At 72.6% G+C, this 24358-nt stretch carries 18 protein-coding genes; 11 read left to right on the plus strand and 7 right to left on the minus strand.

The window, feature by feature from the left end; translation table 11 throughout:
- Nucleotides 1-207: 207 nt before the first annotated feature.
- The 7 genes from ABIA38_RS01045 (at nt 208) to ABIA38_RS01075 (ending at nt 9027) form a co-directional block, all read left to right on the plus strand.
- Entirely contained in the window at nt 208-900 is a 693-nt protein-coding gene (locus tag ABIA38_RS01045; RefSeq protein WP_424636411.1) for a response regulator, read from the plus strand.
- A gap of 554 nt (nt 901-1454) precedes the next feature.
- On the plus strand, nt 1455-3977 hold the full coding sequence (locus tag ABIA38_RS01050) for a DNA translocase FtsK (RefSeq protein ID WP_424636412.1): 2523 nt from the start codon (nt 1455-1457) through the stop codon (nt 3975-3977).
- Between the two features lie 57 nt (nt 3978-4034).
- Complete coding sequence (locus ABIA38_RS01055) at nt 4035-4826, plus strand: helix-turn-helix domain-containing protein (RefSeq protein WP_424636413.1); 792 nt, start codon at nt 4035-4037, stop codon at nt 4824-4826.
- An 81-nt stretch (nt 4827-4907) separates the two neighbouring features.
- On the plus strand, nt 4908-6407 hold the full coding sequence (gene rimO, locus ABIA38_RS01060; protein ID WP_424636414.1) for a 30S ribosomal protein S12 methylthiotransferase RimO: 1500 nt from the start codon (nt 4908-4910) through the stop codon (nt 6405-6407).
- Entirely contained in the window at nt 6404-7078 is a 675-nt protein-coding gene (gene pgsA / locus ABIA38_RS01065; RefSeq protein WP_424636415.1) for a CDP-diacylglycerol--glycerol-3-phosphate 3-phosphatidyltransferase, read from the plus strand. Before rimO ends, pgsA begins: the two co-directional genes overlap by 4 nt.
- A 37-nt stretch (nt 7079-7115) precedes the next feature.
- The gene (locus tag ABIA38_RS01070) at nt 7116-8393 is read left to right on the plus strand and encodes a CinA family nicotinamide mononucleotide deamidase-related protein (RefSeq protein ID WP_424636416.1); all 1278 of its coding nucleotides are present in this window, start codon (nt 7116-7118) and stop codon (nt 8391-8393) included.
- A 244-nt stretch (nt 8394-8637) separates the two neighbouring features.
- The gene (locus ABIA38_RS01075; protein ID WP_424636417.1) at nt 8638-9027 is read left to right on the plus strand and encodes a helix-turn-helix domain-containing protein; all 390 of its coding nucleotides are present in this window, start codon (nt 8638-8640) and stop codon (nt 9025-9027) included.
- A gap of 222 nt (nt 9028-9249) precedes the next feature.
- Here ABIA38_RS01075 and ABIA38_RS01080 read toward each other — a convergent pair whose 3' ends face one another.
- The 4 genes from ABIA38_RS01080 to ABIA38_RS01095 form a co-directional block, all read right to left on the minus strand.
- Nucleotides 9250-10047, minus strand: coding sequence for an SDR family NAD(P)-dependent oxidoreductase (locus tag ABIA38_RS01080; RefSeq protein ID WP_424636418.1), 798 nt, complete (start codon nt 10045-10047; stop codon nt 9250-9252).
- Nucleotides 10048-10140: 93 nt separating this feature from the next.
- A complete protein-coding gene (locus ABIA38_RS01085; RefSeq protein WP_424636419.1) occupies nt 10141-10608 on the minus strand; it encodes a hypothetical protein in 468 nt (155 codons plus the stop codon).
- Between the two features lie 243 nt (nt 10609-10851).
- Nucleotides 10852-11673, minus strand: a complete 822-nt coding sequence (locus tag ABIA38_RS01090) for a DNA-formamidopyrimidine glycosylase family protein (protein WP_424636420.1) — start codon at nt 11671-11673, stop codon at nt 10852-10854.
- A gap of 346 nt (nt 11674-12019) precedes the next feature.
- Entirely contained in the window at nt 12020-16624 is a 4605-nt protein-coding gene (locus tag ABIA38_RS01095; protein WP_424636421.1) for an ATP-dependent helicase, read from the minus strand.
- Nucleotides 16625-16716: 92 nt separating this feature from the next.
- Here ABIA38_RS01095 and ABIA38_RS01100 point away from each other — a divergent pair, with 92 nt between their 5' ends.
- Entirely contained in the window at nt 16717-16914 is a 198-nt protein-coding gene (locus ABIA38_RS01100; protein ID WP_424636422.1) for a DUF3046 domain-containing protein, read from the plus strand.
- Nucleotides 16915-16965: 51 nt separating this feature from the next.
- Here the strand turns inward: ABIA38_RS01100 and ABIA38_RS01105 are convergent, their stop codons facing one another.
- Together ABIA38_RS01105 and panB are read right to left on the minus strand one after the other, a co-directional pair.
- Nucleotides 16966-17772, minus strand: coding sequence for a site-2 protease family protein (locus ABIA38_RS01105; RefSeq protein ID WP_424636423.1), 807 nt, complete (start codon nt 17770-17772; stop codon nt 16966-16968).
- Between the two features lie 67 nt (nt 17773-17839).
- A complete protein-coding gene (panB, locus tag ABIA38_RS01110) occupies nt 17840-18721 on the minus strand; it encodes a 3-methyl-2-oxobutanoate hydroxymethyltransferase (protein WP_424636424.1) in 882 nt (293 codons plus the stop codon).
- Between the two features lie 206 nt (nt 18722-18927).
- Here panB and ABIA38_RS01115 point away from each other — a divergent pair, with 206 nt between their 5' ends.
- From ABIA38_RS01115 to ABIA38_RS01125, 3 genes are all read left to right on the plus strand, one after another.
- On the plus strand, nt 18928-20556 hold the full coding sequence (locus ABIA38_RS01115; RefSeq protein ID WP_424636425.1) for an MFS transporter: 1629 nt from the start codon (nt 18928-18930) through the stop codon (nt 20554-20556).
- A gap of 2 nt (nt 20557-20558) precedes the next feature.
- Nucleotides 20559-21227 (plus strand): TetR/AcrR family transcriptional regulator, encoded by a 669-nt coding sequence (locus tag ABIA38_RS01120; protein WP_424636426.1) that lies wholly within the window; start codon nt 20559-20561, stop codon nt 21225-21227.
- 121 nt (nt 21228-21348) lie between these two features.
- Nucleotides 21349-22407, plus strand: coding sequence for an endonuclease/exonuclease/phosphatase family protein (locus ABIA38_RS01125; protein ID WP_424636427.1), 1059 nt, complete (start codon nt 21349-21351; stop codon nt 22405-22407).
- Nucleotides 22408-22468: 61 nt separating this feature from the next.
- On the opposite strand, the gene ABIA38_RS01130 is transcribed toward ABIA38_RS01125, so the two are convergent.
- Entirely contained in the window at nt 22469-24235 is a 1767-nt protein-coding gene (locus tag ABIA38_RS01130; RefSeq protein ID WP_424636428.1) for an NAD+ synthase, read from the minus strand.
- Nucleotides 24236-24358: the final 123 nt, after the last annotated feature.

Raw genomic sequence — 24358 nt, forward strand, 5'->3', positions numbered from 1 at the left:
CCATGACCGGGACGAGCACCACCCGGAACGTGTGCTCGACGGGCGTGGTGTGCGCCGGGGAGATCCCGGTCGAGGCCGTGTCGAGCGAAACCGTGTCGATCGAGGCTGTGTCATTCAGGGCCGCGTAAACCGAAAACATGCACAAGGACGAGTGGAGCCGACCGATACGCGGGGTCACCCACCGTGTCGGATCGAAGAGGGTGGGCCATGACGGAGAAGGCCAAGATCCTCCTGGTCGATGACCGTCAGGAGAATCTGCTCGCCCTGGAGGCGATCCTGTCCGCGCTGGACCAGACCCTGGTTCGGGCGCATTCGGGCGAGGAAGCCCTCAAGGCGCTGCTCACGGACGAGTTCGCGGTGATCCTGCTCGACGTCCAGATGCCCGGGATGGACGGTTTCGAGACGGCGGCGCACATCAAGCGCAGGGAGAAGACCCGGGACATCCCGATCATCTTCCTGACCGCCATCAATCACGGTCCGCACCACACCTTCCGCGGCTACGCGGCCGGGGCCGTCGACTACATCTCCAAGCCGTTCGACCCGTGGGTGTTGCGGGCGAAGGTCTCCGTGTTCGTCGATCTGTACAAGAAGAACTGCCAGTTGCGCGAGCAGGCCGCGTTGTTGCGCGGGCGACTCGAGGGCGTGGCCGGCGGCGGCCGGGCCGGGGCGGACGTGATCGCGGAGTTGTCCGCGCGGCTGGCCGCGGTCGAGGAGCAGGCCGACGACATGGCCAAGCAGGTCGAGTCGGCCGACGATCCGATCCTGGCCGCCTCGGCGACTCGGCTGCGCCGCCGGGTGAACCGGATGCGCGCGGCGCTGGACGCCTTGGCACCGGCCACCGCCGGGCACGGCGGGCCGCCACTGGTCCCGGCCCCGGACAAGGGCGGGCAGGCGGGCTGAGCCCGGGGCGGGTCCGCGAACGCCGGGAGGTCCGCTGCGCCGCCGGGCATCCGGCCCATGAGTTCCGCGCCGTGCTCACCGCGGGCCGGCAATGGGCGGCTGTTGGCTTCGGCGTGCCGCCGCACGGCACCGGACGCCGCGGCCCGGGTCCGGTCCGACGGATCTCGGCGGGTCGGGCCGCGCCGCCGGGTTGTTCGTCCTGCGCGCCTCCCGCCGCGCCCGCCGTGCGCCGGCGGTGGGCTGCTCTTTCTTCGGTGCGCCGATCTACGGCACCGGAACGCGCGGCCTGATTCGCCGGGATCCGCCGGACGGGACAAGGCCGGCGGGGCCGAGACATGCTCCGGTGCCTGTCCGGCCCGGTGCGGCGGCGGGCCCGGTCGGGGTTACCGGCTCGGCCGGACTCACGTGCACTCCGGCCGGGACGTATGCGGACACTGCTGCTCATCCGGCCTGGGCGCGCAGGCGCATCCCGGCGTTCGTGCGTTCGGGCCGACACGCGCGGTCTCGGTGGCGGGACGCGTGGGACGGGAAGGGTCCACCGGTAACCTCGGAACATGGCCACACGTGCGTCCGGCGGCGGAGCGCAACCGCGCACGGCCGCGAAGAAGAAGGCTCCCGCCAAGAAGGCCGCGCCGCCTCCACCGCCCCCGCCGAAACTGCTCGGGGGCGCGCCCGCGTTGCTGGGCAAGGGGCTCAGGCGGCTGTGGTTGGGGCTGGCCCACACGTTCGGTTCGGCCGCCCGCGGCATCGGCTCGGGCGCGCGCGGCCTCGACCCCGCGCATCGCCGCGACGGGGTCGGCCTGGCGCTGCTCGGTCTGGCCATAGTGATCGCCGCCGGCGCGTGGGGGACCATCGACGGCGCGGTCGGTGAAGGGGTGAACGCGGTCGTCGCGGGCCTGGTCGGCCGGCTCGATCTGCTGGTGCCGTTCCTGGTCGGCGCGTTGGGCGTGCGGGTGATGCGCCATCCCGACCAGAAGGACGCCACCGGGCGGATCATGATCGGCTGGACCGCGCTGGTGTGCGCGGTGCTCGGGCTGATCCACGTCGGCTGCGGCACCCCGCAACCGGGCGACGGCGCGGAGGCGATGCGCGACGCGGGCGGTCTGGTCGGCTGGGCGTTCGCGACCCCGCCGGTGCACCTGGTCACCCGGTGGGTCGCGGTACCGCTCCTGGTGCTGCTGATCGTGTTCGGGGTGCTGGTGGTCACCGCGACGCCGATCAACGCGGCACCCGAGCGGCTGGGCGTCTTCCTCGGCTTCATCGAGGGCCCCGAGCCGCTGCCCTACGACGAGTACGAGGACGAGGACGAACACCCGAGCCGATTCGCCGGGTTCGACAAGGACGACGACCCGGCGCCCGCGCCGGTGCGCAAGACCCGACCGCGCCGCCGCGCGAGCCCCGCGGCGAAAAGCGGCCATCCGGACGCGATCGACGTGGCCGCGGCCGCCGCCGCGGCGCTGGACGCAGGCGACGCGGGCCTGGTCGTACCGCCCGCCCGAGGACGCAAGGCCGCCGCCGCGCGCGTGGTCACCGACCTGCGCGCGCGGGCCGCCGAAGCGCCCGCGCACAGCCCCGCGCCGCCGCGCAGCGAACAGCTCAAGCTCTCCGGCGACATCACCTACCACCTGCCCGGCCCGGCGCTGCTGAAGAAGGGCCCACCGGCCAAGGCGCGCAGCAAGGCCAACGACGACATAGTCGCCGCGCTGTCCAAGGTGTTCGAGCAGTTCAACGTGGACGCGCAGGTCACCGGCTTCTCCCGGGGCCCGACGGTGACCCGGTACGTGATCGAGCTGGGTCCGGCGGTCAAGGTGGAGCGGATCACCGCGCTGGCCAAGAACATCGCGTACGCGGTGGCCAGCGCCGATGTGCGGATCATCAGCCCGATCCCGGGCAAGTCGGCGGTGGGCATCGAGATCCCCAACACCGACCGCGAGATGGTCAGCCTGGGCGACATCCTGTCCTCGGACACCGCCGCCGGCGACGCGCATCCGATGATCGCCGCGCTCGGCAAGGACGTCGAGGGCAACGACGTGGTGGCCAACCTGGCCAAGATGCCGCACCTGCTGGTCGCCGGGGCCACCGGCGCGGGCAAGTCGAGCTGCATCAACGGTCTGATCACCTCGATCATGATGCGCGCCACCCCGGAGGAGGTGCGGATGGTGCTGGTCGACCCCAAACGGGTCGAACTGACCACCTACGAGGGCATTCCGCACCTGATCACGCCGATCATCACCAACCCGAAGAAGGCCGCCGAGGCGCTGCAGTGGGTCGTGCGCGAGATGGACATGCGCTACGACGACCTGGCCAACTTCGGCTTCCGGCACGTGGACGACTTCAACGCGGCGGTCCGCGCGGGCAAGCTCAAGATGCCGCCCGGCAGCGAGCGCGAGGCGCGGCCCTATCCCTATCTGCTGGTGATCGTGGACGAGTTGGCCGACCTGATGATGGTCGCCCCGCGCGACGTCGAGGACTCGATCGTGCGGATCACCCAGCTCGCCCGGGCGGCGGGGATCCACCTGGTGCTGGCCACCCAGCGGCCCAGCGTGGACGTGGTGACCGGGCTGATCAAGGCCAACGTGCCCTCCCGGCTGGCCTTCGCCACCTCGTCGCTCGCGGACAGCCGGGTCATCCTGGACCAGCCCGGCGCGGAGAAGCTGATCGGCAAGGGCGACGCGCTGTTCCTGCCGATGGGCGCGAGCAAACCGATCCGGATGCAGGGCGCCTACGTCACCGAGGAAGAGATCGACGCGGTCGCCCGGCACTGCAAGGACCAGTTGCAGCCGGAGTATCGCGACGAGGTCACCGCCGCGCCGGATCGCAAGAAGCAGGCGGACGAGGACGTCGGCGACGACCTCGACCTGCTGTGCCAGGCGGTCGAACTGGTGGTGTCCACCCAGTTCGGCTCGACCTCGATGCTCCAGCGCAAGCTGCGGGTGGGCTTCGCGAAGGCGGGCCGGCTGATGGACCTGATGGAGAGTCGGGACATCGTCGGACCGAGCGAGGGGTCCAAGGCCCGCGAGGTGTTGATCAAACCGGATGAAATCGAGCAGGTTATGGCCACGTTGCGCGGAGAATGATCTGACTTAAGTGATGATTGGTATCAATCGCGAAATATGAGGCATAAGGGGCGAATCGTGTCGATCGGTCAGAGCCTCGCCGAGGCACGAGTGCGGGCCGGTCTCACTGTGGAACGGCTCAGTGAGGTCACCCGCATCCGGCAGGTCATCATCGAGGGCGTCGAAAGTGACGATTTCGAACCGTGCGGCGGCGACTTCTACGCCCGCGGCCACATCCGCACCCTGGCCCGCGCCACCGGCCTCGAACCGGAGCCGCTGGTCGCCGAGTACGACCACACGGTGGGCGGCACCGGCACCCCGCGGCCGGCCCAGATCTTCGACTCGCCGCGCAAGTCGATCGAATACCGGCGGCCGAACTGGACCCTGGCGATGGGCGTCGCCGTGGTCATCGTGCTGATCTTCGCGTTCGTGCAACTCGCCGGCGGGCGGGCCGACGACCAGAAGGAGACCGCGTCGCGGGTCACCCCGACCGGACCCGCCCCCGTCCCGCCGCCCGCCCAGGCCCCGCCGCCGGTCCCGGTCGCGCCGGTGGCCAAGAGCCCCGAGTTCCCCGCCGACGTGGAGGTCACGGTCACCGCGGTCGACGGGCGCAGCTGGGTCCGCGCGTTCGACTCCAAGAGCACGCAGCTCTTCGAGGCGATCCTGGACCGGGGCGAGGCCAAGACGTTCGCCGACCCCGAGCAGATCCGGATCCAGATCGGCAACTCCGGCGCCGCGCGACTGACCGTCAACGGCAAGGACCTGGGCCCGGCGGGCGAGGAGGGCACGGTGGTCAAGCGTACGTTCGTGCCCGGCGACCCCGTCCCGCAGCTGCAGAGCGCCGCGTCGACGAGCCCCGCGCCGCGTTGACGCGGCATCGTGACCTCCCCGGAACCATTCGACGCTTCCCTGCGTCCGGTCCACGTCCGCGCCTGACGTAGGCTTTCCGGCATGTCCGCCCGCGATACCACCAGCCCCGCCGCCCCGGCGAAGAGCCCCACCGCCCTGCGCACCGTCGCCCTGGTCACCCTCGGCTGCGCCCGCAACGAGGTGGACTCCGAGGAACTCGCCGGCCGGCTGGAGGCCGACGGCTGGTCCCTCGTCGAGGACGCCGCGGACGCCTCCGTCGTCATGGTCAACACCTGCGGATTCGTCGAGTCCGCCAAGAAGGACTCGATCGACACCGTCCTGGAGGCCGCCGACCTCAAGGGCGAGGGCCGCACCCGGGCCGTCGTCGCGGTCGGTTGTCTGGCCGAACGCTACGGCGACCAGCTCGCGGGCGCCCTGCCCGAGGCCGACGCGGTGCTCGGCTTCGACGACTACGGCGACATCTCCGCGCGCCTGCGCTCGATCCTGGCGGGCGACGCGCACACCTCGCATGTCCCGCGCGACCGCCGCGCATTGTTGCCGATCACCCCGGTCGAGCGGCAGGCCGCCACCGTCGCGGTGCCCGGCCACGGCGCCCCCGAGGACCTCCCCGAAGGCGTCGCCCCCGCCTCCGGGCCGCGCGCGCTGCGCCGCCGGCTCGGCTCGGGCCCGGTGGCCTCGCTCAAGCTCGCCTCCGGCTGCGACCGGCGCTGCTCGTTCTGCGCGATCCCCTCCTTCCGCGGCTCGTTCCTCTCCCGCCGCCCCTCCGACGTGCTCGCCGAGGCCCGCTGGCTGGCCGAGCAGGGGGTCCGCGAGATCGTCCTGGTCAGCGAGAACTCCACGTCCTACGGCAAGGACCTGGGCGATCTGCGGCTCCTGGAGACGCTGCTGCCGGAGCTGGCCGCCATCGCGGGCATCGAGCGGGTCCGGGTCAACTACCTCCAGCCCGCCGAGATGCGCCCGACGTTGATCGAGGTGCTCACCGGCACGCCCGGCGTCGCGCCCTACTTCGACCTGTCCTTCCAGCACGCGTCCGAGCCGGTGCTGCGCAAGATGCGCCGGTTCGGCTCGCGCGAGGCGTTCACCGCGCTGCTCGACCAGGCCCGGGCCAAGGCCCCCGAGGCCGGCGCCCGGTCCAACTTCATCGTCGGCTTCCCCGGCGAGACCGAGGCGGACGTCGACGAGCTGGAGCGTTTCCTGATCGCCGCCCGGCTGGACGCGATCGGCGTGTTCGGCTACTCCGACGAGGACGGCACCGAGGCGGCCGGCTACCCCGACAAGCTGCCGGCCGACGTGGTCGAGGCCCGCGTACAGCGGATCTCCCGGCTCGCCGAGGAACTGGTCGCGCAGCGCGCCGAGGACCGGATCGGCACCGAGGTGATCGTGCTGATCGAGGAACTCGGCGAGGACGGCACCGCCGAGGGCCACGCGGACCACCAGGCCCCCGAGACCGACGGTTCGACCACGGTGGTCGGCGAGGGCCTGCGGGTCGGCGACTTCGTCCGGGTCCGGATCACCGACAGCGAGGGCGCCGACCTGCACGGCGAGGCGATCGACGTGGTCGTGCCCGGGGGCGATCGGTGACGGCCGAACCGGCACCACAGCGCCGGCGTCCGGCCGAGGCCGTCCGGGCCGCCGCCGCCAACCATCCGCCCAAGCCGGACCGGCTGGGTGACCCCACCACCTCGGTGAGCGCGTGGAACGCGGCCAACGCGCTGACCATGATGCGGGTGGCCCTGGTGCCGGTCTTCGTGGTCCTGCTGCTCCAGGACGGCGGCCACGATCCCAAGTGGCGGGCCTGGGCCTGGGCCGCGTTCACCGTGGCCAGCATCAGCGACCTGTTCGACGGCAAGCTGGCCCGGATGCACAACCTGGTCACCGACTTCGGCAAACTGGTCGACCCGATCGCCGACAAGGCGCTGATGGGCGCCGCGCTGATCAGCCTGTCCGCGCTCGGCGAACTGCCGTGGTGGGTCACCCTGCTGGTGCTTGCCCGGGAGATCGGCATCACCCTGCTGCGGTTCTGGGTGATCCGGCACGGGGTGATCCCGGCCAGCCGCGGCGGCAAGGCCAAGACCATGCTCCAAGGCGTCGCGATCGGGATGTACACCCTGGTTCTGACCGGCCCGCTGGCCAGTACGCGGGCCTGGATCATGGCGGCTGCGGTGATCGTCACCGTGGTGACCGGTCTGGACTACGTCGTCAAGGCCGTACGACTGCGACGCGGCACCGCGGTGCCCGCCGGACAGGTTTGACGTCGGGACGGATCCCGACCACGGGGGGAGCGGTGCCATGCGCGAATTGAAGATCGAACTGGTCGCGGTGGGCGACGAGTTGCTCGTCGGCGACGTGGCGAACACGAACGCGGTCACCCTCGGCCGTCGGCTCACCGCCGCCGGCCTGCGGGTCACCGGCGTGTCCACGGTGGGCGACGGCCTCGACGAGATGATCGACGTACTGACCCAGGCCGTGCGGCGCGCCGACGCGGTGCTCGTCTCCGGTGGCCTCGGCCCCACCTCCGACGACCGCACCCGCGAGGCGATCGCCGCGGTGGCCGGGGTGGCGCTGCGCCGCGACCCGGATCTGGAGGACTGGCTGCGCCGCCGCTACCGGGGCCTGAACCGCACGCTGACCGCACTCGGCCTGCAACAGGCGGACGTTCCCGAGGGCGGCCGCAGTCTGCCCAACGCGAACGGCAGCGCGCCCGGCTTCGCGCTCACCATCGGCGACGTGCCGGTCTACGCGGTGCCCGGCCCGCCGCACGAGATGCTCGCGATGACCGAGGAGCGGGTACTGCCCGACCTGCTGCGCCGCGCGGGCGATCCGCCGATCCGCGCCCAGCGCCAACTGCTCACCGCCTCGGTCGGCGAGGGCGTGATCGCCGCGATGCTCGAACCGCTCGAGCGGGAACTGGCGCACGCCGGCCGGGTCGAGGTCGCCTACCTCGCCACCGCCGGGCAGACCCGGGTCAAGCTCACCGCGACCGCCCCCGGTGGCGCGGCCGAGGTGGCCGCCGCCGCCGAACGGGCCCGCGAACTGCTCGGCGGTTGTGTGTACGGCGAGGCGGGCGACACGCTCGCCGGCGTCGTGCTGACCCTGCTGCGCGAGCAAGGTGCCACCGTCGCGGTGGCCGAGTCGCTCACCGGCGGCCTGATCGCCGCCGAACTGACCGCCGTACCCGGCGCGTCCGCGGTCGTGCGCGGCTCGGTCACCGCGTATGCCACCGACCTCAAGGCCGCGGTGCTCGGCGTGGACGGCGAACTGCTCGCCGCCGAGGGCGCGGTTCACCCGGACGTGGCGGCCGGGATGGCCGAGGGTGTGCGGCGCGTCATGTCGGGTACCTACGGGGTGGCCACGACGGGGGTCGCCGGTCCGGACCCCCAGGACGGCAAGCCCGTGGGCACCGTATACATCGCGGTGGCCGGTCCCGAGGGAACAATCGTGCTTTCGCTGCTGTTCTCGGGCAGTCGGGCCAGGATTCGGGAGATGACCACGGTCCGCGCGCTGGACCTGCTCCGGTGCGTGGTGGCGGGCCTGCCGGCCGAGCAGGACCCGGCGTGTACGGGGTGACCGGGCGCGCCGGCCGGCCGGGGAGCGAACTTTGGTCGGGAAGGCGCGGGACACGCGGAAGGCTGTGCAACGACGTGCTGCGAATCGAGGCGGGAGTGCGCCGGAAACCCCATGGACCCTGGACACCCCCGCCGTCAAGGTTCCACGCCCTGAGTGAACAGGACGGTAAGGCGGGCCCGCCCGCGCGGTCGGGCAGGTACGGTGGGGCTGTGACCCCCCGAGCCGCCCTAGGAGGGAGCGACCGATGATCCTGCTCCGTCGCCTGCTGGGTGACGTGCTGCGGCGCCAGCGCCAGCGTCAGGGTCGCACCCTGCGCGAGGTGTCGTCCTCAGCCCGGGTATCCCTTGGCTATCTGTCCGAGGTCGAGCGCGGCCAAAAGGAAGCCTCGTCCGAACTGCTCGCCGCGATCTGCGACGCGCTGGACGTACGCATGTCCGTGCTCATGCGAGAGGTCAGCGACGAGCTGGCGCTCGCCGAGCTGGCCTCGGCAGAGGCGATGCGTCCGGTCCTGGAGCCGGTCGGTGCCGGCTTCACCCCGAACGAGCGCGCCGCCGCGGAACGCCAGAACAACGACCGGTCGTCGGCCGCCCCGATCTCCGCCGACAACGCGGTGAGCGTGGTGGTGGCCGCCTGACCCGACGCCCACCGGTGTGGTTTTGCCCACTCGGCACGACGGTGCGACGACTCGCGACGCGGGTCGGCCGGCCGCCGGGCCGGCGGGCCGGCATCGTGGGCGCCTGCCGACACGGCTTGCGAAGCCCCGTCCCCGGTTCTCGAGTTCCGGGGACGGGGCTTCGGTGTCGCGGGACCTGTGGACCCGTGGATCCCTAGCCCCGGTCCGGTCCGGTCGGGCGAGCTACCAGGGCATTGCGACGCCGCCGTTGGGGCGGAGGATTTGGCCGGTGACGAACTTGGCGGCGTCGGAGGCCAGGTAGGCGACTGCGTAGGAGATGTCGGTGGGTTCGCCGACGGTGCGCAGCGGGGACATCCCGGCCATCGGCGCGGTGACGGCGGCCTTGCGCTCCGCGTCCTCGTTGCCGTCCGCGTCGGTCCAGTGCCGGCCGGTCATCCCGGTGACGATCCAGCCCGGCGCGACCGCGTTGACCCGCACCCCGCGCGGACCGACCTCGGTGGCCAGCGTCTTGGTCAGTTGCACCACGGCGGCCTTGGCCGCGCCGTAGCAGAGCAGGCCGGAGGTCGCGGTGTCCACCGCGCCGGAGGCCATGTTGACGATGCTGCCGAAGCCCTGCGCGGACATCACGCGCGCGGCGGCGCGGCAGCCGAAGAAGACGCCCTTGAAGTTGATCGCGAGGACCCGGTCCAGATCGGCCTCCTCGGTCTCGATCACCGTGCTCAGGTGCATCACCCCGGCGATGTTGGCGAGCACGTCGAGCCGGCCGTGCGCGGCGACCGCGTCTGCGATCAGCGCGTCGACCTGGGCCGCGCTGGAGGTGTCCACGGTCGCGGCGGTCGCGGCGCCGCCGCCGGCCACGATCGTTCGGGCGGTCTCCCGGGCGCCGGCCTCGTGGATGTCCGCGCAGACCACGGTCGCGCCCAACTCGGCGAGCACCTCGGCGCTGGACCGGCCGATGCCCGAGGCCGCGCCGGTGACCACGGCGACTCGTCCGCTCAGATCGAGGGCGTCACGAAACACGGTTGGCCTCCCGGCGCTAGGCGAGCACAGCGGGCCGACCGTACGAGCCATCTGACGAACAGTCAATAAAGGCGCGGGGCAAGGAGATCGGCGTCACCGCAGGCCGGCCCGGGGGCGGCACCAGCGGTGCTTGCCGGCGGGGAACACCCCGCCCGCCGCCAGTGCGCCGCACGGGTCGGCGAGGATGGCGCCCACGGATCCGGCGGACCCGATCGTGCGCGTCGGCCGGTGCCACCCGCCGTCGGCGGCCCCGGCCCGAGGACGCGGGCGTCCGGTCCGAGTCGTCGGCGCGGAATCCGCCGTCGGCTCGTCCCCGGTCGGCCCGGGCCCCTCGACCGCCTCGGGGTCCGCCGACCCACCCGCCGATTCGACGACCGGCGGCGCGGGCTCCTGCGCGCCGGGCGCCGGTTCCGCCTCCGGCCGGGGCGCCGCCTCGACCGTCACCCGGCCCGACGGACGCTCCGTCGACCCCGAAGTCGGCCCGGACACCGCGGTACAACCGGCGGCGGCCAGGATCAGTACGGGCAATACCAGGGCAGGCGGGATCCGAGGCGAGATCATGCCCTGTAGGACGAACCGCCCCGCCGTCGGTCACGGCCGTCCTTCGAACGAGTGACACCGACAATTCGTCCGAGACGTGTGGCGGGCCACCGGGCGCGGCCGTGGACCCAATGCCGAGCCGGGACCGGGTCGGGTCCGAGACGACGAGCCGCGCGGGCGGCGGATACCGGGCGTCCTCCCGGCCGGCGGCGTGGGCACGGGCGAACGGCGCGCCCGTGGACCCCGTTCCGGATCCGGACCGCGTCACGTCCGGTACGGCGTACCGCCCGCTCGTCCGGCGTCCTGGACCTCCGGCTGGCAGCGCGGGCACCAGAAGGTCACGCGTGGGGGATCGCCGAGGTCGGCGCGGCGGATCGGGGTGCCGCAGCGGGCGCATGGGCGACCGCCGCGCCCGTAGACCCAGTTGCGCCGCCCCGGGCGGGTGTCGCCGGTGGTGACGTGCCCGATCAGGTCGCGGTTGGCGTCCAGAAGTCGGTGGGCCAGGTTCGCCCAGGCCAACGGGTCGCCGGCGGCCGCGACCGGGGTCCACGGGGGCACCCCGCGCAGAAAGCACAGCTCGGCCCGGTAGACGTTGCCGATCCCGGCCAGGTTGCGCTGATCGAGCAGCGCGTCGCCGATCGGCCGGTTCGGGCGCGCGGCCAACCGGCGGGCCGCCTCGGCCGGTTGCCAGTCCGGGCCGAGCAGGTCCGGGCCGAGATGACCCACCACGGTCGACTCGTCGGCGGTGCGCAGCAGTTCGACCACCGGCATCCGCATGCCGACCACGGTGTGCGCCGCGTTCGCCAGGATCAGCCGGATCCCGTGCCACGGGCGCGGCAGCGGGCCCGCGCCGGTGCGCTGGATCTCCCACCGGCCGTCCATCCGCAGGTGTGTGTGCAACGTCAGGTCGCCCTCGAACCGGGTCAGCAGATGTTTGCCGCGCGGGATCACCGCCAGCACCGAGCGCCCGGTCAGATCCACCGTCGCCAATCGGGGCACCCGGAAATCGGTCACCGTCAACGGGCGCCCGACCAGCGCCGCGCGCAGTTGCCGGGCCGCCTGGTACACACTGTCGCCTTCGGGCATGGGCCCATTCTTCCGGGCCGGACCGACACGATCGACGGCCCCGGACCGAGCCCGGGGCCGGCCCGCCGAGTCCCCCCGGACCCGTCGGTGCGGCCGAACCCCGGGGGTCACGGCGCCGCGGTGATCACGGCACGGGAACCGGCGTCGCGAGCGTGTGGCCAGGAACACGTTCGCGACGCCGGATCCGGGTGCGTCCGACCGTGACGCGTGCAGGGTCGCCACGGGCGGGTGGTGCCGGTCGACTCCGCCGGGACCGTCCCCGGCGTCGCCTTCCGTGACCACGATCCTGCGGGACGTACATGACCGTGGTGTTTCGCCCACCCGGCGCTCGTGTAACGAAATGGTGTCACCCTCGCAGGCGCAGCCCCTTCGGGGTGGCATGGAACCCGGCCGCCTCCAGCGCCTTGCCGAGCGAGGAGGTGAGCACCTCGGCGCCGTCGGCCTTCTCCACCGTCAACTTGCCCAGCGCCCCCGCGCGCACCGCGGCGGCCAGCGCCTCGGCCGCCGGGCCGACCCGGTCCGGGTCGTCGGTCCAGGACAGCAGCGTGCGGCCACCCCGCTCGACATAGAGCACCGGCTCGCCGTCGAGCAGGATCACCAGCGCGCCCGCCTTGCGCCCGGGCCGGTGGCCGCCCGCGGTCTCGCCCGGCCGGTCCGGCCACGCCAGCGCGGCGCCGTAGGGGTTGGCCGGGTCGGCGGCGGCGAGCACGACGGCGCCCGGCAACTCGTGCGGCTCCCGGCGCTCGCTCGCGCCCTGCAGCGCGCGCAGTCGGTCCACCGCGCCGTCGGCGGCGAACTGGGCGGCGCCCAGGCCCTCCACGAAGTAGCCCCGGCGTACCCGACCGCCCTCCTCGAACACGCTCAGCACCTTGTAGGCCGCCGCGAAGCCGCCGGGGCTGCCCTCGGCGACCACCGCACCGCGGGTGACCACGCCGTGTCGATCGAGCAGCGTCTCGGCCAGCGCGTGGGCGCGCCGGGTCGGGTCCGGCTCGGCGACGGGGGCCAGCGACCAGCGCCCGGCCACGGTCGGCGGCCCGGTGCGCGCCGCCACCACCGGACGGCCGCGACTCAGGCCCGCGTACCGCCCGCGCGGCGTGGCCCGCCGGGACCGGTGCGCGGTCGAGCCCGAGGTGCGTCCGGAGCCGAGCAGTGCGCGCAGTGGGGTCAGCGTGTCGCCGGTGACCTGCCCGGACCACACCAGGTCCCACAACGCCTCGGCGATCGCCGCCTCGGCCGCCGGCGCATCGGTGACCACCCGTTCGACCAACTGCCGGAAGAACAGCGCGTAGCCGCCCGCGAGCGCGGCCAGGATCGCCCGATGCAGCTCACCCGCGTCCAGCGGCACCGGCGGTGGCAGCAGGTAGGGCGCCGCGTCGGCGAGGTAGAGCGAGAGCCACCCGTCCTTGCCGGGCAGTGCGCCGTGTCCGGCCCAGAGCACCTCGCCCGCCGCGCACAACTCGTCCAGCATCGCCGGCGTGTAGTCGACCACCCGCGAGGGCAGCACCAGCTTCTCGAGCGCCGAGGCCGGCACACTCGCGCCCTGCAACTGCTCGATCACCCGGACCAGTGCGTCCGGGCCGCGCACCCCGCTCGCGCCCACGCCCTGCCACGTGGTCAGGAACCGGGCCAGCGCGACCGGGGGCACCGGTTCCACCTCGTGCCGCAGCGCCGCGAGCGAGCGCCGGCGCAACATCCGCAACACCTCGGCGCCGCACCACTCCAGGCCCGACCCGCCGGGCCGGAACTCCCCGGAGACCACCTGCCCGTTCGCCGCCAGCCGCTCCAGCGTGCCGGTGGTCACCGCGACGCCGAGCCCGAGCCGCGCGGCGGCCTCGCCCGCGCGGAAGGGTCCGTGCGTACGGGCGTGCCGGGCCAGCAGATCGCCCAGCGGATCCTTGACCGGCTCGGTGAACGCCTCCGGGACGCCGACCGGCAGCGGTGTGCCCAGCGCGTCGCGCAATCGGCCCGCGTCCTCGATGCCGGCCCAGCGCTCCTCGCCCGCGATCCGCACCCGGATCACCCGACGCGCCCGCTCCAGTGCGCTCAGCCACCCTGCCTGAAACGCGTCCGTCGACCGGGCCGCCACCTCGGCCGTGCCCAGCGGTCCGAGCAGCCGCAGCAGATCCGCAACCCCCTCGGCGTCGCGTACCCGCCGATCCTCGGCCAGCCGTTGCAACTCGCCCTCGGTCCGGGCCAGTACGTCCGGGTCGAGCAGTTCGCGCAACTCGGCCTGACCGAGCAGTTCGGCCAGCAGCCGGGAGTCAAGCGCGAGTGCCGCCGCCCGGCGCTCGGCGAGCGGCGAGTCGCCCTCGTACATGAACTGCGCGACGTAGCCGAACAGCAGCGAGCGGGCGAACGGGGACGGCTCGGTGGTGGTCACCTCGACGATCCGCACCGCCCGGGTGGCGATGTCGCGCATCAGGCCGGTCAGCCCGGGGACGTCGAACACGTCCTGGAGGCACTCCCGCATCGTCTCCAACACGATCGGGAACGAGCCGTACTCACTGGCCACCGCGAGCAGTTGGGCCGAGCGTTGGCGCTGCTGCCACAGTGGCGTGCGCCGCCCGGGCATCCGGCGCGGCAACAACAGCGCCCGGGCCGCGCATTCGCGGAAGCGGGACGCGAACAGCGCCGAGCCGCCCACCTCGGCGGTCACCAGCGGTTCGATCTCGGCCTCCTCGAACACCGCGAAGTCCGGCGGCAGCGCGCCGGCCGCCAGATCCTCCGGGGCATCCCCGAACGGGTCGCCCGTGTCCGGGAGCCGCAGTACGATCCCGTCGTCGCCGTGCATCGTCTGTACGTCGAGGCCGGTCCGCTCGCGCAGCCGAGCCGAGATGGCCAGCGCCCAGGGCGCGTGCACCTGTGCGCCGAACGGCGAATGCACCACCACCCGCCAGTCGCCCAGCTCGTCGCGGAACCGCTCGACCACGATGGTCCGGTCGTCCGGGATGTGCCCGCACGCCTCGCGTTGCTCGCCCAGATAGCCCAGCAGGTTGTCCACCGCCCAGGGATCCAACCCCGCGGCGGCGACCCGCGCACGTGCCTCGTCCGCGGACAGTGCGCCCACCTCGCGGACGAACGCGCCCAGCGCGCGGCCCAGTTCCACCGGCCGGCCGAGCGCGTCGCCGTGCCAGAACGGCAGCTTGCCCGGCACCCCGGGGGCGGGCGAGACGAGCACCTTGTCGTGGGTGATGTCCTCGATCCGCCACGACGAGGTGCCCAGCGTGAACACGTCGCCCACCCGCGACTCGTAGACCATCTCCTCGTCCAACTCGCCGACTCGCGACTTGGCCTCGCCGGAGACCAGGAACACGCCGAACAGCCCGCGGTCGGGGATGGTGCCGCCGGAGGTGACCGCGAGCCGCTGTGCGCCGGGCCGGGCGGACAACACGCCGCCCACCCGGTCCCACACGATCCGCGGGCGCAACTCGGCGAACGCGTCCGAGGGGTAGCGGCCGGCCAGCATGTCCAGCGTCGCCTCGTAGGCGGACGCGGGCAGCGCGGTGAACGGCGCGGCCCGACGGATCAGCGCGAGCAGCGCGTCCACGTCGCGGTCCTCGATCGACACGATCGAGACGATCTGCTGGGCCAGCACGTCCAGTGGATTGCGCGGCCCGCGCACCGACTCGATCGCACCCTCGCGCATCCGCTCGGTGACCACGGCGGTCTGCACCAGGTCGCCGCGGAACTTGGGGAAGACCACGCCTTTGGAGACCGCGCCCACCTGGTGCCCGGCCCGGCCCACCCGCTGCAGCCCGGACGCCACCGAGGGCGGCGACTCGACCTGGACGACCAGGTCGACCGCGCCCATGTCGATGCCCAACTCCAGACTGGAGGTGGCCACCACGGCGGGCAGCCGGCCGGCCTTGAGGTCCTCCTCGACCTGGGCCCGCTGCTCCTTGGACACCGAGCCGTGGTGGGCGCGGGCGAGCAGCGCGGGGGCGCCCCTGCTGCTGCCCGCCTGGGCCATCAGCTCGGCCGGCGAGGTGCCCTCGGGCAGTTCCTCGCCGCCGGCCCGCGCGTAGGCGATCTCGTTGAGCCGGCCGCACAGCCGCTCGGCCAGGCGGCGCGAGTTGGCGAACACGATGGTCGAGCGGTGCGCCTGGATCAGGTCGACGATGCGCTCCTCGACGTGCGGCCACACCGAGGCCTTGCGCTCGTTGCCGGCCTCGTCGAAGTCGCCGGTGCCGGTGCCGAGTTCGCCCATGTCCTCGACCGGGACCACGACCGAGAGCTCGAACGTCTTGGCGGCCGGCGGCTGGACCACGGTGACCTCGCCGGTGGAGCGCAACCAGCGGGCCACCTCGTCGACCGGCCGCACCGTCGCCGAGAGGCCGATCCGGCGGGCGGGCCGCTCCAGGAGTTCGTCCAGCCGCTCCAGGCTCAGCGCCAGATGCGCGCCGCGCTTGGTGCCGGCGACCGCGTGCACCTCGTCCACGATCACCGTGTCCACCCCGCGCAGTGCCTCGCGGGCCTGCGAGGTCAGCAGCAGGAACAACGACTCGGGGGTGGTGATCAGGATGTCCGGCGGCTTCGTGGCGAAGCGGCGCCGATCGGCCGCCGGGGTGTCCCCGGAGCGCACCCCCACGGTGACCTCGGGCTCGGGCAGGCCCAGCCGCACCGACGCCTGCCGGATGCCGGCGAGCGGGCCGCGCAGGTTGCGCTCGATGTCGACCGCGAGCGCCTTGAGCGGTGAGATGTACAACACGCGACAGCGCCGGCGCGGTTCGGCCGGCACCGGTTCGGCGGCGAGCCGGTCGAGTGCGGACAGGAACGCCGCGAGCGTCTTGCCGGATCCGGTGGGCGCGACCACCAGCGCGTCCTTGCCCTCGGCGATCGCCCGCCAGGCACCCTCCTGGGCCCGGGTGGGCGTGTGGAAGGCGCCGGTGAACCACTCCCGGGTGGCGGGGGAGAAGCCGGCGAGGGCCGAGGCGGTGTCGTCGTGGGGCATGACTATCCATGGTGCCGGGTGGCCCCGACATTCGCCTCGGTCGACCGGCGGGCATCGGGGGGAGCGGTCGGTCGGACCGGGATACTGGTCGCATGGGACTCACCGACTTCTGGCGACGCATGCGCGCCCACTTCGGCGACTCGTACGCCGAGTCCTTCGCCCGCGACCACGTGATGTCCGAACTGGGCGGGCGCACCGTGCACGAGGCGCTGGCCGCGGGCGTCGAGGCCAGGGACGTGTGGCGCGGGGTGTGCGTGTCGCTGGACCTGCCGACCGCGAAACGCGCGTGAGCGCGGCCCGGCGCCCGCCCGAGCGCCGGGTCCCTCGGCTCCTCGGGCCGCTCAGGTCCAGAAGCGGAACAGCCGGTAGCCGTCGCCGGCCAGATACGGCGACACGTCCAGCGTGTCGGTGATGTGGTCGATCACGTCGTAGAAGTAGTGGTTGACCGACGGCGACCACAACAGCGCGAACAGGAACAGGATCGCGTAGGGCGCGTACGGCGCGATCGCCCTGCGGAAGTCGTACGGCAGCCAGGGTTCCAGGATCCCGTAGCCGTCCAGGCCGGGCACCGGCAGCAGGTTGAGCACCGCCGCGATCACCTGGAGCTGGATCAGGAAGGACAGCGCGGCCGTGAACGTCGCACTGCCCCCGTCCAGCGCACCGGAGGACAGCAGCCCGGCGAGCACGATCGCCAGCGCCGCGTTGGTCAGCGGTCCGACCGCGGACACCAGGCTGTTCCGGGCCCGGCCGCGAATCGCCGAGCGGTCCAGGTAGACCGCGCCGCCGCTGAGCGGGATGCCGCCGAGCAGCACGAAGATCGTCGGCAGGATGAAGGACAACAGCGGATCGCTGTACTTGAGCGGGTCCAGGGTCAGATAGCCCTTGCCCACCACACTGTGGTCGCCCGAGCGCAGCGCGGCGAACGCGTGCGCGAACTCGTGCAGGCACAACGACACCAGCCAGCCCGACATGACCAGGAGGAACACCCCGGTACGGGTGGCCGCCTCGGAACTGCCGTCGTCGTGCCAGGTGTACCAGGTCGACGCGGCGCAGACCGCGACGATGGCGAGGAAGACCGGGCTCGGGCGCACGTGGCGCAGCGAGCCGGCCGCGGGGCGGCGGCCGAAGTCTCGGTAGGGGTGCGTCACGAACTGCTCCTGAGGCGCGAAAGGGGCCGTACGACCGGGAGTTCGATCGTACGGCCCCGCCGTGACGTCAGTGGAACGCGTGCTCCGGGCCCGGGTAGGCGCCGCCGACCACGTCGCCCGCGAACGCCTTGGCCGCGTCGCCGAGCGCGCCGCGCAGGTCGACGTACTGCTTGACGAACTTGGGCGTGTGACCGGTGGTCATGCCGGCCATGTCGGTCCACACCAACACCTGCGCGTCACAGCGCGCGCCCGCGCCGATGCCGATGGTGGGGATCTCCAGGAGGTCGGTCACACGCGCGGCCAACTCCTCCGGCACACACTCCAGGACCACCGCGAACGCGCCCGCGGCCTGCATCGTCTTGGCGTCCGCGATCAGTTGCTCGGCGCTTTCCTCGTCCCGACCCTGCACCCGGTAGCCGCCGAAGGTGTGCACGGACTGCGGGGTCAGCCCGAGGTGGGCCATCACCGGGACACCGGCCGCGACCAGCGCCTCGACCTGATGCGCGGAGCGCTGCCCGCCCTCGAGCTTGACCGCGCCCACGCCCGCCTCCTTGAGGAAGCGGGTGCCGTTGCGCAGCGCCTGCTCGGGGGACTCCTGATACGCGCCGAACGGCAGGTCGGCCACGATCAGCGCGCGCCTGGTGCCGCGCACGACCGCGCCCGCGAGCATCACCAGCTGGTCCATGGTGACCGGCACGGTGTTCTCGTAGCCGAGGTGGTTGTTGCCCGCCGAGTCGCCGACCAGGAGCACCGGGATGCCCGCGTCGTCGAATACGGAGGCGATCATCGCGTCGTAGGCGGTGAGCATCGGCCACCGCTCGCCCGCCTGCTTGGCGCGGGCCAGGTCGCGCACGGTGACCCGGCGCCCGGTCCCGTCGCCGCCGTAGAGAGTCAGCCCCGGGCCCTCGCCGGCAGCGGCTATCGGGTGCGCGGAAGTGTTGCTCGACATGGTGTTCTCCCGACTCGAGGCGCTCGGACGGCGTCCCCGGACAACGCCATGGTGACACGCGCCGCAACAGGACAACAGGGGAGCCCGGCGCCGGATTCCGGGTGTTCGGAGCGGGCCGCGTTTGCCGAGGCTTTGCAATACGAGACGGTCTCGTTTCGTAAATTGGGTTAGCCTGTACGACGTATCGCACAGTTCTCAAGCGTCGTATGAAACGAGCCACACCCGTGACTTCAGCGAACGTTCCCCCGGTGCGCACGGTCGACGAGCACATACACCGCCGGCGCTGGGCCATCCTCGGCGTCCTGGTGATCAGCCTGCTGGTCGTCGTGCTCGACAACTCGATCCTCAACGTGGCGATCAAGACCATCGCCGACCCGGACAAGGGCCTGGGCGCGACCCAGAGCGAGCTCCAGTGGGCGATCAACTCCTACACGCTGGTCTTCGCCGGCCTGCTGTTCACCGCCGGCATCCTGGGCGACCGCTTCGGCCGCAAGCGCACGCTGGTCTTCGGCATGGTGATCTTCGGCCTCGCGTCGTTGTTGTCCGCCTACTCGCAAAGTCCCGGGCAACTGATCGCGGCGCGCGCGGTGATGGGCTTCGGCGGGGCGTTCGTGATGCCCGCCACGCTGTCCATCATCAGCAACGTGTTCGAACCCCAGGAGCGGCCCAAGGCGATCGGCATCTGGTCCGGCGCGGTGGGCCTGGCGATCGCGATCGGCCCGATCACCGGCGGCGCGCTGCTCGACCACTTCTGGTGGGGCTCGGTCTTCCTGATCAACGTACCGATAGTGATCGTCGGCATCGTGGCGATGTTGCTCCTGGTGCCCGACTCGCGCGACCCGCGGCCGGGCCGGCTGGACCCGGTCGGCGTCGTACTGTCCATCGCGGGCCTGGTCTCGCTGGTCTACGGCATCATCCGCGGCGGCGACGCGGGCTGGGGCAGCGTCGAGGTGCTCGGCACGATCGTGCTCGGCCTGCTGATCCTGGGCTTCTTCATCTGGTTCGAGAAGCGCAGCGACCACCCCGCGCTGGATGTGAAGTTCTTCCGCGACCCGGCCTTCTCCGCCGCGGCGGCCGCGATCGGCCTGATCTTCTTCGCGCTCCTGGGCGTGACCTTCTTCATGGCCTTCTACCTGCAGAGCGTGCGCGGCTACACCCCGCTGCAGACCGGCCTGCTGCTGCTCCCGCTGGCGATCGCGCAACTGCTGTTCTCCGCGCGCAGTTCGGGGATGGTCAAGCGATTCGGGGTGCGCGCGGTCACCACCGGCGGCATGCTCGTGGTCGGCCTGAGCTTCCTGGCCTTCCTGGGCATGGACCGCACCTCGCCGATCTGGATCCTGTGTGTGGTCTTCTTCTTCCAGGGCCTGGGCATGGCGCACGTGATGCCGCCCGCCACCAACTCGATCATGTCCTCGCTGCCGCGCGAGAAGGCCGGCGCCGGCTCCGCGGTCAGCAACACCGTGCGTCAGGTCGGCGGCGCGCTCGGCGTGGCGATCCTGGGTTCGGTACTGTCCTCGGTCTACCGGGACCGGATCTCCGCCGACCTGGACAAGACGCTGCCGCCGAACATGCCCAAGGGCCCGGCCGGCGACTCGGTCGAGGCGACGCTCGCGGTGGCCGGCCGACTCGGCGAGCGCGGCACGGCGCTCGTGGACCCGGCCAAGGACGGCTTTATCGACGCGATGCACGCTGCCTCGATCGGGTCGGCCGTGGTCGGCCTGATCGGTGCGGTCGTGGTCTTCCTGTGGATGCCGCGTCGCGCGGCGGGGCAGACTGCCCCCCGAGCGGGCCGCCCCGAGGTACCCGCCGAGGAACAGCGCTCCGCGAAGGTCTAGACATGCAGCCTGCGACATCCCCATCGGCGGCCGAACCCCAGGCCGCCCCCACCACCCACACCCCGGTCGACCCCGGCGCGGCCGACAAGCCGCGCCGGGGTCGACCGCGCAGCGAGGAAGCCGAACGGGCGATCCTGGACGCGACGTTGCGCCTGCTCGGCCGATATCGCAGCATCGCGGCCATCTCCGTCGAGGCGGTCGCCCAGGAGGCCGGGGTGGGCAAGGCCACCATCTACCGCCGCTGGCCCGGCAAGGAGGCGCTGATCGTGGCCGCGGTGGAGGACGCCGAGGCGTTGCCCGCGGTGCTCCCGGGCCACTCGTTGCGCGAGGACCTGATCGTGGTCCTGGAGCACCTGCGCCTGCAGGCCCTGGACAAGCGCGGCGACGGGCTGATGGGGATGGTCGCCGGCGAGATGCGCAGCCATCCGGAACTGCACCGGCGCTATCACGAGGTGGTCGTGGAGAAGCGCCGGGCGCTGCTGCGCGACCTGCTGCAACGCGGCGTGGACTCCGGCGAACTGCTCGCGGACCTGCCGATCGACGTCCTGATGGACCTCGTCACGGGGCCCATACTGGTGCGCAAGCTCGTACGGGAGAACGCCAGCCTGGATCCGGAGTTGCCGGTCCAGATCGTGGACGCGCTGCTCGGTGGAATTCGCGCCCGCTCCTGAGCCCATAGGGAACCTATCGGGCCCTTTCCGGCGTCCGTTTCGACGTAGGCGACGTTTTGTTCGTACGTTGACACGGACAGTCGGACAGTCGGGACTCGTACCTGGGACTTCAGGAGGCAGCATGACGTGGCCCACCACCGCGGACGCCGGAGCCGAGCCGCAGCCGGCCGGCGCCGGGGATCCGCAGCGAGGGTCACGGATGTCGTGGCAACGCCTGCGCGACGGCGCGATCCGGCGCTGGCGCACCCCGCCGTGGCGCCGGGGCCGGGTGATCGCGGTCTTCGCCGTGTTGGCCACCCTCCCGATGCTCTGCCACGGGCTCGTGCCCAACACCCCGGGCAACTGGGGCAGCTTCGTGGAGACCTTCCTGCCCTGGGCGGGTCTGGTCGTCCCGGTGCTGCTGGTCTGCGCGGGGATCCGCCGCTCGTGGACCGCGGTGGCCGCGACCATGTTGCCGGTGCTGGTCTGGGTGACCATGTTCGGCGGCTTCTTCATGCCCGGCCGGGGCGGCGGCGGCCCGCACGACCTGCGGGTGGTCAGCCACAACGTGAACGCGGGCAACCCCGACCCGGCCGGCACCGCCCGCTCGCTGCTGAACGCAAACGCGGACGTGATCGCCCTGGAGGAACTGCCCGAGGGCGCCTGGAAGCTCTACAACTCGGTGCTCAAGGAGCGCTACCCCAACGTGCAGCACGAGGGCACCGTCGCGGTCTGGACGCTGCCCGCCTTCCCGATGAGCAAGGCCGAGGCGGTCGACGTCGGGATGGGCTTCACCCGGGCGCTGCGCACGATGATCAAGTCGCCCAAGGGCGACGTGGCGTTCTACGCGGTGCACCTGGCGTCGGTGCGCTTCGGCGCGAGCGGGTTCTCGGTCGGCGACCGCAATCACACGATCGGCCGGCTCGCCCAGTCGCTCGCCGTCGAGTCGGCGCCGCACGTGGTGCTGGCCGGCGACCTGAACGGGACCACCGACGACCGGGCGCTGCGCCCGATCACCCGCTACCTGCGCGACAGCCAGGACGCGGCGGGCACCGGGATGGGCTTCAGCTGGCCCGAGTCGTTCCCGATGGCGGCGATCGACCACATCATGACGCGCGGGATGACCGCCACCGGCGCGAAGGTGCTGGGCAGCACGACCAGCGACCACCTGCCGGTCCAGGCGGATCTGCGGCTGCGCTGAGGCCCGGTCACGGCGAAGGGCCCGACCGTCTCGGTCGGGCCCTTCGGCATACGTTTCGTGCTCAGCCGCTCTCGCGCCACCGGTTGGTGATCGGCAGTCGCCGGTCCCGGCCGAACGCCTTGAGCGAGATCTTGGTGCCCGGCGGGTATTGCCGGCGCTTGTACTCGGCGGTGTCCACCAGCTTGAGGATCCGGTCCACCAGCTCCGGCTCGAAGCCCGCCGCGACGATCGTGTCCCGGCCCATGTCCCGCTCGACGTAGTCGTCCAGGATGTCGTCGAGCAGTTCGTAGGGCGGCAGCGAGTCGGTGTCCATCTGGCCCGGGCGCAGCTCGGCGCTCGGCGGCTTGGTGATCGAGTTCACCGGGATCGGCGCCACCTCGCCGCGCCGCTCGGCCTCGGCGTTGCGCCACCGGGACAGTCGCCACACCACGGTCTTGGGCACGTCCTTGATCGGCGCGAAGCCGCCCACCGCGTCGCCGTACAGGGTCGAGTAGCCGCAGGCCAGTTCGCTCTTGTTGCCGGTGGCCAGGACCAGGTGGCCCTCCTGGTTGGACAGGCCCATCAAGGTGGTGCCGCGCACCCGCGCCTGGAGGTTCTCCTCGGCCAGGCCGGTCAGCCCGAGCGCGCCCAGGTAGGCGTCCACCATCGGGGCGATCGGTACCTGGCGGTAGTTGAGCCCGATCCGCTCGGCGGTGTCCGCCGCGTCGTCCTTGGAGTGCTCGGACGAGTAGCCGGAGGGCATCGAGACGCCGTAGACGTTGCCCCCGCCCACCGCGTCCGCCGCGATCGCCGCCACCAGCGCCGAGTCGATCCCGCCGGACAGGCCGAGCAGTACCGACTTGAAGCCGTTCTTGACCACGTAGTCGCGCAGCCCGGTGACCAGCGCCCGGTAGATCTCCGCGTCGTCGGACAGGGCCGGCGCGATCGAGTGCGTGGCGGCGGGCGCGGGCGGCGGCGCGGCCTGCTCGGTGACGATCACCTGGTGGATGGTCAGCCCGTCGGCGACCACGTCGCCGGTGCTGTAGACGCTGTCGTCCACCGTGCGCTCGGGCAGGTCCAGGTCGGCGACCAGCAGTTCCTCGCGGAACTGCGCGGCGCGCGAGAGCACCCGGCCCTCGGCGTCGACGATCAACGAGTCGCCGTCGAAGACCAGTTCGTCCTGCCCGCCGAAGGCGTTGACGTAGGCCAGCGCGCAGCCGGCCTCGCGGGCCCGACGGCGGACCAGGTCCAGGCGCGAGTCGTCCTTGCTGACCTCGTACGGCGAGGCGTTGATCGACAGCAGCAGGCCGACCTCGGCGGCGCGCGCGGCGGCCACCGGGCCGCCCTCCTGCCACAGGTCCTCGCAGACCGCGATCGCGATGTCGACCCCGCCGACCCGGGTGATCAGGAGCCGGTCACCGGGCACGAAGTAGCGGTATTCGTCGAAGACGCCGTAGTTGGGCAGGTGATGCTTGGCCGAACGGGCCACCACCTTGCCGTCGTACAGCACCGCGACCGCGTTCTGCGGGGCGCCGGCCGGTCGGCCCAGGCGCGGGGTGGACACCTCGCACCGGTCCAGGTAGCCCAGCACGACCGCGACCTCGCCCAGCCCCTCGGCGGCGAGCCGGACCGCGAGCGCCTCCAGGGCGCGTCGGGACGCCTCGACGAAGGACGCGCGCAGCGCCAGGTCCTCGACCGGGTAGCCGGTCAGGGCCATCTCCGGGAAGGCCACGAGCGAGGCGCCGCGCTCGGCGGCCTGCCGGGTGCGGCCGACGACCAGCTCGGCGTTGCCGTCGAGGTCGCCGACCGTGGGATTGATCTGGCTGAGGGCGATGCGAATCCGGGTCACACGATCCAATGTACCCGACCCTTGGCGTCAGAGTGACGAATAGTGGCGGAGGTAACGGCGACGCGCCGTGCGGACCACCGCCGGCACCCGATGGCGTTCGCTCGGCCGGCCGGAAAACCGCAG

It is taken from the genome of Embleya sp. AB8 (assembly GCF_049739465.1).
In the GTDB taxonomy this organism is placed as follows: Bacteria; Actinomycetota; Actinomycetes; order Streptomycetales; family Streptomycetaceae; genus Embleya.